Raw genomic sequence first — 14518 nt, 5'->3', positions numbered from 1 at the left:
GCGGCCGGTGCGGTCAGCCGTGCCGGGCCAGCCACGCCGCCGCGGAGACGTCGGCGATGAGGCGGCGGGCGGCGGCGTCGTGGGCGGCGCGGTCGAAGCCGTCGGCGGCGGGGTCCGCGGTGGTGCAGACGACCACCGCGTACGGCGGCGCGTCGGCGGGCAGGACCACGCCGGCGTCGTGGCGTACGCCGGTGACCCAGCCGCTCTTGTGCGCGATCGGGACGTCCGGCGGCAGCCCGGCCGGCAGGCAGTCGCGGTGTTCCTGGGCGCGCAGCACCTCGAGCATCTGGACGCAGTGCGCGGGGGCGGCCAGCGGGCCGGGGCGGGTGGCGCCGGCGGCGATCGTGGCGAGCAGCGCGGCGAGGTCGGCGGCGGTGACCAGGTTGGTCAGGCCGGCGTCGCGGGCGGCGTAGTCCTCGATGCCGCGGGCGGTGACGCTGTGCCGGGCGCCGGCGAGCCGCCACACGTCGGCGGGTCCGGCCAGCCCGACGTGGGCGAGCACGATGTTGGTGGCCAGGTTGCTGGACCGCACGATCATGCGGCGGGCCAGCCAGCGCAGGGTGGCGGTGCCGCCGAGGCGGGCCCAGACCGCGGGGTCGTTGTCGTAGTCGGCGGTGCATCCGAAGCGGGGTGCGCCGGGCCGGGCGGATTCGAAGTCGTTGCGTACGGCGACGGGCCGGTCGGGGTCGACCGTGCCGGCCTCGGCGGCCCGGTGCAGCGCGACGAGTACGGCGATCTTCATGGTGCTGGCGGCGTAGTGGGTGTCGTCGGGCAGCCTGGTGTAGGCCGGTGGGGTGTCGGGGCGCCCGACGTAGGCGGAGACGGTGCCGGCCGCGGCGGCGAGCCGCTGGTCGAGGTCCTGCGGAATCACGGGGTGACGGTAGCCGAGGGCACCGACGGGGGCGCCCCGCGACCGGCGGGTCGCGGGGCGCTTCCGGGGTTGGTGGGTCGCGGGGAGGTCAGCCGGCGTGCTTGCGCCGGGCGGCGGCCCGGCCGCGGGCGGTCTGGTCGAGTACGACCTTGCGCAGCCGGACGGCGGCCGGGGTGACCTCGACGCACTCGTCCTCGCGGCAGAACTCCAGGGCCTGCTCCAGGGACAGTTTGCGCGGCGGGATCACCTTCTCGGTCTCGTCGGCCGTCGACGAGCGCATGTTGGTGAGCTTCTTCTCCTTGGTGATGTTGACGTCCATGTCGTCGGAGCGGGAGTTCTCCCCGACGATCATGCCCTCGTACACCTCGGTGCTCGGCTCGACGAACAGGGTGCCGCGCTCCTGGAGGTTGAGCATGGCGAAGGAGGTGACGGCGCCGGAGCGGTCGGCGACCAGGGAACCGTTGTTGCGGGTGCGCAGTTCGCCGAACCACGGCTCGTAGGACTCGAAGACGTGGTGCAGGATGCCGGTGCCCCGGGTGTCGGTCAGGAACTCGGTGCGGAAGCCGATCAGGCCGCGGGCCGGGACCAGCCACTCCATCCGGATCCAGCCGGTGCCGTGGTTGACCAGCTGCTCCATCCGGCCCTTGCGGGTGGCCAGCAGTTGGGTGATCGCGCCCAGGTATTCGTCGGGGGCGTCGATGGTGAGCCGCTCGACGGGTTCGCAGGTCCTGCCGTCGATCTCCCGGGTGACGACCTGCGGCTTGCCGACGGTGAGTTCGTAGGACTCGCGGCGCATCTGCTCGACCAGGATGGCCAGGGCGAGTTCGCCGCGGCCCTGGACCTCCCAGGCGTCGGGGCGGTCGGTCGGCAGCACCCGCAGGGAGACGTTGCCGATGAGTTCCTTGTCGAGCCGGTCCTTGACCATGCGGGCGGTGACCTTGGCGCCCTTGACCCGGCCGACCATCGGGGACGTGTTGGTGCCGATGGTCATCGAGATGGCCGGCTCGTCGACGGTGATCAGCGGCAGCGGGACCGGGTTGTCGACGTCGGTGAGCGTCTCGCCGATCATGATCTCGGGGATGCCGGCGACGGCCATGATGTCACCGGGGCCGGCCTCTTCGGCGGGCTTGCGCTCCAGGCCCTCGGTCATCAGCAGTTCGGAGATGCGGACCCGCTCGGTGGTGCCGTCGGTGCGGCACCAGGCGACGGTCTGGCCCTTGCGGATCGTGCCCTGCCGGACCCGGCACAGCGCGAGCCGGCCGAGGAACGGCGACGCGTCGAGGTTGGTGACGTGGGCCTGCAGCGGGGCTTCCTCGTCGTACGAGGGCGGCGGGATCGTGTCGAGCAGGGTGCGGAACAGCGGTTCGAGGGAGTCGCTGTCGTCGGGCACGGAGCCGTCGGCGGGCTGGGTCAGCGAGGCGATGCCGTCGCGGGCGCAGGCGTAGACGATCGGGAAGTCGATCTGGGTCTCGTCGGCGTCGAGGTCGAGGAACAGTTCGTACGTGTCGTCGACGACCTCCTTGATCCGCGCGTCGGGCCGGTCGACCTTGTTGATCACCAGGATGATCGGCATCCGGGCCTTGAGCGCCTTGCGGAGCACGAACCGGGTCTGCGGCAGCGGGCCCTCGCTCGCGTCGACGAGCAGCACGACGCCGTCGACCATGGTCAGGCCGCGCTCGACCTCACCGCCGAAGTCGGCGTGTCCGGGGGTGTCGATGATGTTGATGGTGAACGGGCCGGTGCCGTCGGCGGGCAGGTAGCGCACCGCGGTGTTCTTGGCCAGGATCGTGATGCCCTTTTCCCGTTCCAGGTCCATGGAGTCCATGACCCGGTCGGCCATCTCGGCGCGGGCGCTGAACGCACCGGCCTGGCGCAACATGGCGTCGACGAGGGTTGTCTTTCCATGGTCGACGTGGGCGATAATGGCGACGTTGCGGAGGTCGGTGCGGGTCTGCATGCCCATATTTTCCCGGTAGCCTGCCGCCGGCCCCCGTCGGGGTCACCCTGAGGTGGCCCGGATCTCCGTGGAAATCGCTGCCTGTCGTCGTCGTCTGGCTGGCATGCTGGCGTCCGTGGCGGGGGAGCGACATGCATGACCTTCTGATGCGGTTGGCGGACCTGCCGCCCGGGTTGATCTACGTGGTGGCGGCGGCCCTGGTGATGGGCGAGACCGCGCTGCTCCTCGGCCTGGTCGTGCCGGCCGAGGGGACGTTGCTGCTGGTCGGCTTCCTGGCCTACACCGGGACGTTGCGGCTCGGTCCGGCGCTGGTCGTCGTGATCGCCGCGGCGGTCGTCGGTGACGCGCTGGCGTTCCGCGCCGGCCGGCGGTACGGGCCGCGGCTGCGGGCCAGCGGCTTCGGTGCCCGGGTCGGCGAGGAGCGGTGGGCGCGGGCCGACCGGATGCTGGGTCGGATGGGCGGGCGGGGCATCGCCGGGGCACGGTGGGTGGCGTTCGCCCGTACGTTGGTGCCCCGGCTGGCCGGCAGTGCCGGCATGTCCTACCGGCGGTTCGCGCCGTGGAACTTCGTCGGCGTGGTGAGCTGGGTCGGCGGCTCGGTCGTCGTCGGCTATCTGGCGGGGGAGTCGTACGCGGCGGTTTCGCACTATCTGGGGCAGGCCACCGCGGCGGTGCTGTTGATGCTGGCGTCGCTCGTCGCGATCGTGCTCGCCGGCCGGTGGCTGGGTCGCAACCCCGACCCGGTGCGCGCCCTGCTGACCCGGGCCGGCCGGCTGCCGGTGCTGCGCTTCGCGGCGCACCGGTCCGGCGCCCTGTTCGCCCGGCTGACGGCGCGGGTCGGATCCGGGTGGGCGCTGGTGGCGAACCTCGCCGCCGGTCTCGCGCTGCTGTTCGTCGGCGGGCTGGTGCTGGCCTGGGCGGTGTCCACGGTGGTCGACGGCAGCGGTCTGTCCGGTGTGGACTCGGCCATCGCCGGCTGGTTCGCCGGACACCGCACCGACGGCGCCGTCGAGGTGGCGCTGGCGTTGATCGGCGCGCTGCGCGGCTCGCTCCTGATCGCGGTCGTCGGGATGCTGGCGCTGGCGCACGGCTGGCGGACCCGGGCGTGGCGCGACGACCTGGTCGGCGTGGTCGGTACGGTCGGCGCGTTCGTGCCGCCGGTCCTGCTCGCGGTGGTGGCCGACCTGACCATCCTGGACGAGTCGGCGGGGGGCGGCCCGCTGCCGGCGGCGCTGCTGCCCGGCCAGAACGTGGTGGCGTCGGCGAGCCTGTGCACGCTGGCGTGGCTGCTGTCCCGGCGGGCGCACTGGCCGGCGGCGGTGGCGGCGTGGACCGGGGCCGCGGTCGGGGTGGCGACGATCGCGGGCGCCCGGTTGTACGTCGGCTGGAGCACCGCCAGCGAGACGGTGACGTCGGTGCTGCTCGGGGTGTTGTGGACCGTGGTGTTCATGATCGCCTGGGCGACCCGCGACCGGGCGGTGGAGCGTCCGGTCGGCGTCGGCACCGGGCCGGCCGTGGACGGCGGGCGGGTCGGCGGCGACGGGCCGGTCGTCGGTGTCCCGGGCCCCGAGCGGCTCGAGCCCGGCAGCACGGGCCGCCTGGACGCCGCCGCGTACCGACCGGCGCGGGCCGCGGACGGCCTGGCCTGACTGTGAGCATGGCGGGGCACACGTGATCATCAGTTGCCCGGCAGTTCGACACGCCGTACCTATAACGGCGGAACAACCAACGATCACCACGCACCGCCACGTCATGAAGGGCGCATCGGCCCGGGCCGGTGCGGCGTCCGGTTTGCCCGGGCGGGTCCCGCCCAAGGTCATCCGCTGTTATGGTGCGTCCCGCGCCGGTCCCGACATGCCATGACCTGGGCGGCGGGCGGTGCGTACGGCCGGCCGCCCGGCTGCGGAGGCCCCGGTGCCTGGACACGACACGGGAGGGGCGTCCGATGCGGACACGGGCACGTCGCACACTGGTGGTGCTGGTCGCGGCCGTGCTGGCGGTGGCCGGCTGCGGCGGTGAGACCGCCGGCGGCGACCCGGCCGGGGGCGAAGCTCCCGACATCGCCGCGGAGGTGGCGCAGGAGACCGGCGCACCGACGGAGTCGCCCACCCCGCCGCCGCACGTGCAGGGGTTCGGTGCCGCGCCCACCCCCAGCGCCAGCCCGACGCCGAGCGCCACGAAGTCGGCCCGGCCGAAGCCGACCCGTAAGCCGCCGGTCGAGGCGAAGCTGCCGCCGGCCGTTCCCGCGCCCGCGCCCAGCGGTTGCAAGCCGAAGTACGTCGGTACGCAGGCCACCCGCGCCCAGGCGAAGGCGGCGCTGACCGAGGCGGCGGGGCGGACGTACTGGCCGACCTCGGCGCCGGGCATCCGGGTGCCGGTCAACCTGGTGAAGGCCGTCGCCTGGCAGGAGAGCGGCTGGCAGTCCAACATCATCGCCTGTGACGGCGGGATCGGCCTGATGCAGGTCATGCCGGACACCGCGGCGTACGTCAACATGCGGTTCGAGAAGAACTACGACGTCGACGACTACCGGGACAACGCGACGCTCGGCGCCAACTACCTGGCCTGGCTGATCAAGTACTTCGGCGACGTCTACTTCGACGGCGACTACACGCTGACGTACGACGGGGAATGTGCCAGCCACACCGCGCCGTGCCTGGTCAACGCGGTGCTGGCGGCATACAACTTCGGCTACGGCAAGGTCGACACCGCCGACGGTCTGGTGATCCCCAACCCCCGGTACGTCGAGAACGTGCGGGCGTTGACGACCGGCTGCGAGTGCCTGGCGTTCTAGCCTGGCTGCCGCGGCAGCCCCGCCCCGCCCCGGCCGACCGGCCGGGGCGGGGGTGTCCCGTCGGGTCAGTCGGACTTGGCGCGGGCGAGGGCGCTGGGCCACCAGAATCGGCGACCGACGGTGACGGCGATGGCCGGCACCAGCAGGGTGCGGACGAGCAGGGTGTCGAGCAGCACCCCGAGGCCGACGATGATCCCGAGTTCGGTGAGGGTGACCAGGGGGAGCACGCCGAGTACGGCGAACACGGCCGCGAGCAGGATGCCGGCGCTGGTGATCACCCCGCCGGTGACGGCCAGCGAGGTCAGCATGCCCTTGCGGGTGCCGAGGGTGAACGCCTCCTCGCGGGCGCGGGTGGCCAGGAAGATGTTGTAGTCGACGCCGAGCGCGACCAGGAACAGGAACGCCAGCAGGGGCACCGAGGTGTCCAGGGCGGCGTAGTCGAGGACCTTGGTGAACAGGAAGTTGCCGGCGCCCAGGGCCGCGAAATAGGTCGCGACGACGGTGGTGACCAGCACCAGCGGGGCGACCAGTGAGCGCAGCAGCACGATCAGGACGAGCAGGACGACGACCAGCACCAGCGGTACGACGACCTTGAGGTCGCGGATGGCGGCGTCGCGGGTGTCGAGGTTGCTGGCCACGGTGCCGCCGACGAGCGCGTCGGCGGCGGGTACGTCGTCGACGCGCTCGCGCAGTTCGCGGATCGTGTCGAAGCTGGCGGTGCTGTCCGGTTCGGCGTCCAGCACGACGTCGATGGCGACGAGCTCGGCGGTGCGTTCGGCGACGCGGGCGCTGGCGACGCCGGGGGTGTCCTGGACGGCGGTGAGGAGTGGCTGTTCGCTGCCGGCGTTGCCGATGACGCTGGTCGGGTCGGCGGAGCCGGCGGGGAAGTGGCGGGCGAGGGTGTCGAGGCCGTCGATCGATTCGGCCTGGACCCGGAACTGTTCGGTGCGGCTGAGGCCGAGCCGGGCGTCGCTGAGGCCGAGGGCGAGGAGGGCGAGCACGGCCAGGGAGCCGGCCAGCACGGCGCGCGGGCGGCGGGCGACGAGACCGCCAACGCGGGCCCAGATGCCGGAGCGGGCGGGGTCGGCCTGCCCGGCGCGGGGCACGAACGGCCAGAAGAGGCCACGGCCGCAGACGGACAGTGCGGCGGGCAGCACCACCAGGCCGTACGTGGCGGCGACGGCGAGCCCGACCGCGCCGGCGACGCCGATCGCCCGGTCGTTGCCGAGTACGGCGGTGAGCAGGGTGAGCAGGCTCAGGCAGACGGTGGTGGCGCTGGCGGCGATGGCCGGTCCGGCCGACGACAGCGAGCGGCGCATCGCCTCGCGCCGGTCGTCGACGCGGCGCAGCTCCTCGCGGTAGCGGGCGATCAGCAGCAGGGCGTAGTTGGTGCCGGCGCCGAAGACGAGGACGTCGACGATGCCGGTGGTCGACGGGTCGATCGGCAGTTCGATCGCCCGGCTGAGCATGGCGATCAGGCCGTTGGTGACCACGTCGGCGGTGCCGACGACGGCCAGCGGTACGAGCCACAGCCAGGGACTGCGGTAGGTGACGATCAGCAGCAGGGCGACGACGACGACGGTGACCAGCAGCAGCCGGAAGTTGGCGCCGTCGAACGAGGAGGCGATGTCGGCGGTGAATCCGGCGCCGCCGCTGACCTGCGCGGTCGACCCGGCGGGCAGGCCGTCGGCGGCGGTGGCGCGCAGCCGTTCGACGGTGGCGATCGTGGTGTCGGTGTCGAGGTCGGCGGGCAGCGGTACGGCGAGCAGGGCGGCCGCCCGGTCGGGGGAGAACACCGGCGGGGAGACCTGGCCGCCGGCGGCCTCGGCGCTGAACGCGGCGGCGTCGGCGGCGATGGCGGCCTCGTCGTCGGCGGTCAGTGGCTGCCCGCCACGGGAGTAGACGACGAGAGCCGGGTTGAGCTGGCCGCTCGGCAGCTGCCGTTGGAGTTCGGCGACCTGGACGGATTCGGCCGTGTCGGGCAGCGCGGCCGTCGGGTCGGTGCTTTCGTAGGCCTGGCCGCCACCGAGGATGACGGCGGCGGAGAACACGGCGGCGACGAGCAGCACCACCCAGGCGCTCCACCGGCCGCTGACGATCGCGCCGATCCGGCCGCCGATCCTGGTCGGCCGGTGGTCGCCGGCGGGGTCCGCCGGGTCGTCGCCGGTTTCGGTGTCCGTCCGGCCGGAGGTGACCTGTCGCGCTGTCATTCACATCTCCCGATAGCCATGCTGACTTTTCCCTACGAACCACCGGCAACCAGGCGCGGTCTCCCGGCAGTCATGCCCGGTCTCCCGAAAACCATACTTGCCGATTATCGAGTATCTCGACGATCGAGATTATCGGCGGCTCCGGTAGAGTGCAAATCAGGGTGGGGCAAGGCATCGAGACAAGGAGGGCGGCCTCGGTGACGCACGAGATGTACCGGCCGCGCGGCACACGGCGCGAGATCCTCACCGCGGACATCGCCACCGACCTGCGCCGACTCACCATCGACTCCGAGCACGTCGGGCACGCCTTCGCCAACCTCCACGGGCTCGGCGCCACCGATCTCCAGGCGCTCATCGCGGTGATGGACGCGGAGCGGGAGGGCAACCCGATCACCCCGGGCCGGCTCGGCGAGCACCTCAACCTGTCGTCCGGCTCGGTCACCGCCCTTATCGACCGGCTGGAACGCGCCGGCCACATCCGCCGCGACCGGGACACCGTCGACCGGCGCAAGGTCTTCCTCCGCTACGCCGACCGGGGCGCCCGCGTCGCGATGGACTTCTTCCGCCCGCTCGGCTGGCGCACGGAGGGGGTCATGGCCGGCTACACCGACGACGAGCTGACGGTCGTGCACCGGTTCATGCGGGACATGGCCGCGATGATGCGCCAGCACCGCGACGACGTACGCGCCGGCCGCCCCACCGGCCCCGCGCCCGGGAGCGACGCACCCGACCGGGCCGCCCCGGCCGGCCGACCACCGGGCTGATGATCTCCGCGCTCGCGGCCGGTCTCGCCGCCCGCCTGCTGCGGCTGCCCCGGGAGCGCGGCCGCCGGATCGTCCACCGGGCCGGCCTGCGGGTCCGGGCCCGCGACGGGGTCAAGCTCCTCACCGACCACTACGCCCCGGACCTGCCGGCGGCGCCGACGGTCCTGATCCGGACCCCGTACGGGCGGGGACTGCCGACGCGGATACTCGGCCGGCTGCTGGCCGGGCAGGGCTTCCACGTGGTGGTGCAGTCGTGCCGGGGCACCTTCGGGTCCGGCGGGGTGTTCGAACCGTTCGCCCACGAGCGCGCCGACGGCCTGGACACCGTCGACTGGCTGCGCCGCCAGCGCTGGTACACGGGCGGGTTCGGCATGTTCGGCATCAGCTACCAGGGGTTCGTGCAGTGGGCGCTGGCCCCGGACGCCGGCCCCGACCTGCGCGCGATGGTCGCCGTCGCCGCCGCCTCGACCAGCCGCGACTCGACGTACGCCGGTGGGGCCTTCTCACTCGACAGCGTGCTGACCTGGGTGGAACTGATCCAGGCGCAGCGGGTGCCGTGGCTGGCCCGGCAGGTCGAACTGAAGCGGGGGCAGCCGGGACTGGTCGCCGGGCTGGCCCACCTCCCGCTGGCCGAGGCCGACCGGATCGCCACCGGCGCGCCGGTGCCGTTCTTCCAGGACTGGCTGCGGCACCACCGGCCGCGGGCCGCGTACTGGCGCGACCGGGTCTTCGACACCCGGATCACCGAGGTCGCCGCGCCGGTCGGCATGGTCACCGGCTGGCACGACATCTTCCTGCCGGCGCAGCTGGCCGACTACGCGCGGCTGCGGACGGCGGGCCGGGGGCCGTACCTGACGGTCGGGCCATGGACGCACGGCAGCCCGGGGCTGTTCGCGGCGGCCGTACGCGAGGGGGTGGCCTGGCTGCGCGCGCACCTGGCCGGCGAGCCGGCCGGTCTGCGCGCGGCACCGGTACGCGTCCACGTCGGCGGTGGCGGCGGCTGGCGCGACCTGCCGCGGTGGCCGCCGCCGGCGACGCCGGTGGCCTGGCACCTGCAACCGGGCGGCGGGCTGGACCCGGCCGTGCCGCCGCCGTCGACGCCGGACCGGTTCCGTTACGACCCGGCGGACCCGACACCCTCGTCGGGCGGACCGCTGCTGGTCGCCCAGCGGGCGGGCACCGTCGACAACCGCGCCCTGGAGGCCCGGCCGGACGTGCTCACCTACACCAGTGCCGTGCTGCGCGTGCCGGTCGAGGTGATCGGTCCGGTCGCGGCGGAGATCCGGGTACGCGGCGAGCTGCCGTACTTCGACGTCTTCGTCCGGCTGTGCGACGTGGACCGGCGCGGGCGGTCCCGGAACGTGTGCGACGGCCTGGTCCGGGTGGTGCCCGACCTGTTCCCGACCTCGGACGACGGGGTGGTGGCGGTGCCGGTGACACTGTGGCCGACGGCATACCGGTTCGCCACCGGCCACCGGCTGCGGGTGCAGGTCAGCGGCGGCGCCCATCCGCGCTACGCCCGCAACCCCGGCACCGGAGAACCGCTGGGTACGGCGGTCGTGCTGCGCGCCGGCGACCGCGAGATCCACCACGATCCGGAGCACCCGTCGGTGGTCCTGCTGCCGATCCTCGAACCGCGCTGAACTACCACTTTCAGGTGTCTGGTTCACCGTTTCCACACCCGTCACAAATCCGACAAATAACCTGCCTTGTCAGGTGTCGGTAGCCGCGCCGTCGCCCGTACGAAAGGGGACGACGTGCGCGTCGCGACCACGACCACGGTGCTCATCGCCGGCCTGTCGGCCATCCTCGTCGTACCCGCACCGGCCGTCGCGCGGACCGGCGCGCCGACCGCGACCGTACGCGTCGACGGGTCGCTCAACGTCCGCGCCGGCGCCTCGACCGCCGACCGCCTCGTCGGCACCCTGCGCGACGGCACCCGGGTCACCGTCACCTGCCAGGTCTACGGCGAACAGGTCACCGGCACCCAGGGCCGCTCGGCGAACTGGAACCTGCTTTCCAGCGGCCGGTACGTCGCCGACGCCTACCTCCGCTGGACCCCGTCGCGGCCGGCCGTGGCCTGGTGCGGCGGCAGCAGCGCCGCCGTACCCACGGTGCGCACCGGCGGCGGGCCGCTCAACGTGCGGGCCGGCGCCGGTACCGGCCACGCCCGCGTCGGCACGATCGCCGAGGGCAGCCGGCTGACCGTGGAGTGCCAGACCTGGGGCCAGTCGGTGGCCGGCGCGGTACGGCGCAGCAACGCCTGGAACCGGCTGTCGGGCGGCCGGTTCGTCGCCGACGCGTACGTCACCTGGAACCCCGCCGCCCCGAACCTGCCGTGGTGCGGCCAGGCGCCGCCGACCGTGCCGACCAGCGACCGCAACCGGTTCATCCAGCGGATCGCCGAGCCGGCCCGGGCCGGCTTCCGCCAGTACAAGGTGCCGGCGTCGGTCACCATCGCCCAGGCGATCCAGGAATCCGGCTGGGGCGGCAGCGGACTGACCCGCCGCGACCACAACTACTTCGGGATCAAGTGCTTCGGCGCACCGGGCCCGATCGCGGTCGGCTGCCGTTCGTACGCCACCACCGAGTGCGAGGGCAACCGGTGCTACGACACCACGGCCAGCTTCCGCGCCTACCGCGACGCCACCGGCTCGTTCGCCGACCACGGCCGGTTCCTCAACGACAACAGCCGCTACCGTCCCGCGTTCGCCCACAGCAATGACCCGGACCGCTTTGCCACCGAGATCCACAAAGCCGGGTACGCCACCTCGCCGACGTACGCCACGAACCTGATCAGGCTGATGAAGCAGTACGACCTCTACCGCTACGACCGGTGAGGCCGCCGTCGGGCCGGCCCGGACGAGGTCCGGACCCGACGGTGGGTGGGATGCGGTGGATGGGATGCGGCGGGTGGGGTGCGGTGATGGCCGCCCACCCGCTATTCTCCTAGGTTCGGGAAAACAAAAGAACCGCATGCGAAATGCGGTTCTTCGCAGATTTTATCGAACAGGGAGACAATTTGTCAATCTCGTCCAGGGCCGCCGCCGACCAGCGCACCGACGAGGTCGACCGTGAGCAGGCGCACGTCTCGATGCTCTACCAGCGGCTCGACGCGATGCGCGACCACGCCGCGAAACGCCTGGCCAGGGCGCTGCGTGAAACCGGCGGTACGCCACAGGCCAGGTCGCAGCGCGACACCGCCACCGCCATGTACCGCGAGCAGGTGGCACAGTTCGACGCGGTCGAGAACGGGCTGTGTTTCGGCCGGCTCGATTTCGACGACGACCGCACCGCGCACGTCGGCCGGATCGGGATATTCGACGAGACCCACGGCCACCGGCCGCTGCTGGTCGACTGGCGGTCGGACGCCGCCCGGCCGTTCTACCTCGCCACCGCCGCCGCCCCGCACGGCGTGGCCCGCCGCCGGCACATCCGCACCAGTGGTCGTACCGTGGTGCACCTCGACGACGAGGTGCTCGACCTCACCGCCGCCGACCCGGCCGGCAGCACCGGACTGGCCGGCGAGGCGACCCTGTTCGCCGCGCTCGGTGCCGGCCGGACCGGGCGGATGCGCGACATCGTCGAGACGATCCAGGCCGAACAGGACCAGATCATCCGCTCCGACGTCGCCGGTCTGCTCGTCGTCCAGGGCGGCCCCGGCACCGGCAAGACCGCGGTCGCCCTGCACCGGGTCGCCTACCTGCTCTACACCCACCGCCGGGAACTCTCCACCCGCGCCGTCCTGGTCGTCGGACCCAACGCGACCTTCCTCAACTACATCTCCCAGGTGCTGCCGTCGCTGGCCGAGACCGGCGTGCTGCTGTGCACGCCCGGGGACCTCTTCCCCGGGGTGACCGCCCGCCGCGACGAACCCGCCGAGGTGGCCGAGATCAAGGGTCGGCCGGTGATGGTCGACGTACTCGCCGCGGCGGTCGCCGACCGGCAGCGGCTGCCCGACGAACCCGTCGAGATCAACGTCGAGCAGGACACCCTGCTGCTCGACCCGGCGGCCATCGCCGCCGCCCGGACCCGGGCCCGCCGTTCCGGCAAGCTGCACAACCTCGCCCGGCCGATGTTCGACACCGAGATCATCCACGCCCTCGCCGCCCAACTCGCCGCGAAGATCGGCGCCGACCCGCTCGGCGGCGACAACCTGCTCGACGAGGCCGACATCGCCGAGATCCGGCGCGAACTGCGGCGCGAGCCCGAGGTGCTCGCCGTACTCGACTGGTTGTGGCCGATCCTCACCCCGCAGCAACTCGTCGCCGGCCTGTTCGCCTCGGCCGCCCGGCTCGCCGCGGCCGCGCCGCAACTCACCGCCGCCGAGCGCGACCTGCTGCGCCGCGAACCGCGCGGCGGCTGGTCACCCGCTGACGTGCCGCTGCTCGACGAGGCCGCCGAACTCCTCGGCGAGGACGCCACCGTCGAGGCGGTCCTCGCCGAACGGGAACGGCAACGCCAGATCGAGTACGCCGAAGGCGCCCTGGAGATCGCGATGGGCTCCCGCTCGATCGACGTCGAGGACGAGGCCGAACCGGAGCTGCTCGCCGCCACCGACCTGATCGACGCCGACCGGCTCGCCGACCGTCACGGGTACGGCGAACAGCTGACCGCCGCCCAGCGCGCCGCCGTCGACCGCAGGTGGGCGTTCGGGCACATCGTCGTCGACGAGGCCCAGGAACTGTCCCCGATGGCCTGGCGTCTGCTGATGCGCCGCGCACCGAACCGGTCGATGACGGTGGTCGGCGACGTCGCGCAGACCGGCGACCTCGGCGGCACCTCGTCGTGGGCGCAGGTCTTCGAACCGTACGTCGCCGACCGTTGGCGGCTCGCCGAGCTGCAGGTCAACTACCGCACCCCGGCCGAGATCATGTCGGTGGCCGGGCGCCTGCTCGCCGACATCGACCCGACGCTCACCCCACCCCGGTCCGTACGCGAGACCGGCGTACCGCCGTGGGCCACCCGGACCGTACCGGCCGAACTGCCCGCGCGGCTCGTGGACGCGGTGTCCCGGGAGGCGGCCGCCGTCGCCGACGGCCGGCTCGGCGTGATCGTGCCCGCCGCGCGACTCGCCGAACTGGGCCGGGCGGTCGCCACGGCGGTTCCCGACGCGACCGCCGGCGACCGGTCCGACCTGGTCGACCGGGTCGTCGTGCTGACCGTACGCCAGGCCAAGGGCCTGGAGTTCGACTCGGTCATCGTCGTCGAACCGGCCGAGATCGCCGCCGAGTCGCCGCGCGGCGACAGCGATCTCTACGTGGCGCTGACCCGCGCCACCCGCCGGCTCGGGATCGTCCACGGTGGAGAGTTGCCGGCCGCTCTCGCGGACCTGGCCGATCGGCCGACCTGATAACCCCGATGTCCTGATCGGGCGGGCTCCGCGCCCCCGTACCGTGGATCCATGGTGGACTGGCCGGTGGTCGTCGGGACGGCGGGTGTTCTCGGCGTGGCCGTCGCCGTGATCGTTCGGGTCCGGGCCGTCGGCCGGCGCAAGGACCTGGTCGACGGCGCGCTGCGGGACCGACGGCCGGCCCGTCGGGCCTGGTCGGACGACCCGCCGGTGCGGGAGATGCCGGCCGAGGCCGAGGTGATCGCCGAGATCGCCGAACTGCTCGACCGGGGCAAGTGGCGCCAGGCGACTTATGTGCTGCGTGGGCACACCGGCATGGCGGGCGAGGACGCCAAGCGGCTGGTCGCCGAGATCGGGGCGGGCCGGCACCCGGCCACCTGGCCGGTCCGGACGCCGGGCGTCGGGGACGACTGGGAGTTCGACCCGTTCATCGTCGACCGGGCGCTCACCCTCAGGAAACGGGGCCGAAAGGCGGACGCCGTACGGCTGCTCTGCGAGCGGCTCGGCGCGCCGCTGTCCGAGGCGACCAAGCTCGTCAACTGAGGGCCGGCAGGCCGGCGGCGGGCTGG

The 14518-nt window shown here is 73.3% G+C and carries 10 protein-coding genes; 7 read left to right on the top strand and 3 right to left on the bottom strand.

Annotated elements, in window-relative coordinates; genetic code table 11:
• Nucleotides 1–13 precede the first annotated feature (13 nt).
• Both Prubr_RS01360 and typA read right to left on the bottom strand, forming a co-directional pair.
• Nucleotides 14–871 (bottom strand): serine hydrolase, encoded by an 858-nt coding sequence (locus Prubr_RS01360; protein WP_212820834.1) that lies wholly within the window; start codon nt 869–871, stop codon nt 14–16.
• 88 nt (nt 872–959) lie between these two features.
• Nucleotides 960–2828, bottom strand: coding sequence for a translational GTPase TypA (typA, locus tag Prubr_RS01355; RefSeq protein ID WP_212820832.1), 1869 nt, complete (start codon nt 2826–2828; stop codon nt 960–962).
• Nucleotides 2829–2959: 131 nt separating this feature from the next.
• Here typA and Prubr_RS01350 point away from each other — a divergent pair, with 131 nt between their 5' ends.
• Together Prubr_RS01350 and Prubr_RS01345 are read left to right on the top strand one after the other, a co-directional pair.
• Complete coding sequence (locus Prubr_RS01350) at nt 2960–4477, top strand: DedA family protein (protein ID WP_212820830.1); 1518 nt, start codon at nt 2960–2962, stop codon at nt 4475–4477.
• Nucleotides 4478–4773: 296 nt separating this feature from the next.
• Nucleotides 4774–5622, top strand: a complete 849-nt coding sequence (locus Prubr_RS01345) for a lytic transglycosylase domain-containing protein (RefSeq protein ID WP_212820828.1) — start codon at nt 4774–4776, stop codon at nt 5620–5622.
• A 65-nt stretch (nt 5623–5687) separates the two neighbouring features.
• Here Prubr_RS01345 and Prubr_RS01340 read toward each other — a convergent pair whose 3' ends face one another.
• Nucleotides 5688–7832, bottom strand: a complete 2145-nt coding sequence (locus tag Prubr_RS01340) for an MMPL family transporter (RefSeq protein WP_212820826.1) — start codon at nt 7830–7832, stop codon at nt 5688–5690.
• Nucleotides 7833–8041: 209 nt separating this feature from the next.
• Here Prubr_RS01340 and Prubr_RS01335 point away from each other — a divergent pair, with 209 nt between their 5' ends.
• The 5 genes from Prubr_RS01335 (at nt 8042) to Prubr_RS01315 (ending at nt 14492) form a co-directional block, all read left to right on the top strand.
• Nucleotides 8042–8596, top strand: a complete 555-nt coding sequence (locus Prubr_RS01335) for a MarR family winged helix-turn-helix transcriptional regulator (protein WP_212827310.1) — start codon at nt 8042–8044, stop codon at nt 8594–8596.
• A complete protein-coding gene (locus tag Prubr_RS01330) occupies nt 8596–10239 on the top strand; it encodes a CocE/NonD family hydrolase (protein ID WP_212820823.1) in 1644 nt (547 codons plus the stop codon). The genes Prubr_RS01335 and Prubr_RS01330 overlap by 1 nt, the downstream gene beginning before the upstream one ends.
• 114 nt (nt 10240–10353) lie before the next feature.
• Nucleotides 10354–11436, top strand: a complete 1083-nt coding sequence (gene gsmA, locus Prubr_RS01325) for a sporangiospore maturation cell wall hydrolase GsmA (protein ID WP_212820821.1) — start codon at nt 10354–10356, stop codon at nt 11434–11436.
• Between the two features lie 254 nt (nt 11437–11690).
• On the top strand, nt 11691–13949 hold the full coding sequence (locus Prubr_RS01320; protein WP_246569139.1) for a HelD family protein: 2259 nt from the start codon (nt 11691–11693) through the stop codon (nt 13947–13949).
• A 51-nt stretch (nt 13950–14000) separates the two neighbouring features.
• Complete coding sequence (locus tag Prubr_RS01315; protein WP_212820817.1) at nt 14001–14492, top strand: hypothetical protein; 492 nt, start codon at nt 14001–14003, stop codon at nt 14490–14492.
• Nucleotides 14493–14518 lie beyond the last annotated feature (26 nt).

Source organism: Polymorphospora rubra (genome assembly GCF_018324255.1).
GTDB lineage: Bacteria > Actinomycetota > Actinomycetes > Mycobacteriales > Micromonosporaceae > Polymorphospora > Polymorphospora rubra.
Note: the sequence above shows the minus strand (reverse complement) of the source record. Positions and strands in the feature narration are given on the sequence as shown.

What these genes read in the sequence shown, in the direction of transcription:
- Prubr_RS01320 (WP_246569139.1), top strand. Translation starts at nt 11,691, where the DNA reads ATGCTCTACCAGCGGCTCGACGCGATGCGCGACCACGCCGCGAAACGC.
- Prubr_RS01335 (WP_212827310.1), top strand. Translation starts at nt 8,042, where the DNA reads ATGTACCGGCCGCGCGGCACACGGCGCGAGATCCTCACCGCGGACATC.
- Prubr_RS01345 (WP_212820828.1), top strand. Translation starts at nt 4,774, where the DNA reads ATGCGGACACGGGCACGTCGCACACTGGTGGTGCTGGTCGCGGCCGTG.
- typA (WP_212820832.1), bottom strand. Translation starts at nt 2,828, where the DNA reads ATGCAGACCCGCACCGACCTCCGCAACGTCGCCATTATCGCCCACGTC.
- Prubr_RS01340 (WP_212820826.1), bottom strand. Translation starts at nt 7,832, where the DNA reads ATGACAGCGCGACAGGTCACCTCCGGCCGGACGGACACCGAAACCGGC.
- Prubr_RS01315 (WP_212820817.1), top strand. Translation starts at nt 14,001, where the DNA reads ATGGTGGACTGGCCGGTGGTCGTCGGGACGGCGGGTGTTCTCGGCGTG.
- Prubr_RS01350 (WP_212820830.1), top strand. Translation starts at nt 2,960, where the DNA reads ATGCATGACCTTCTGATGCGGTTGGCGGACCTGCCGCCCGGGTTGATC.
- Prubr_RS01330 (WP_212820823.1), top strand. Translation starts at nt 8,596, where the DNA reads ATGATCTCCGCGCTCGCGGCCGGTCTCGCCGCCCGCCTGCTGCGGCTG.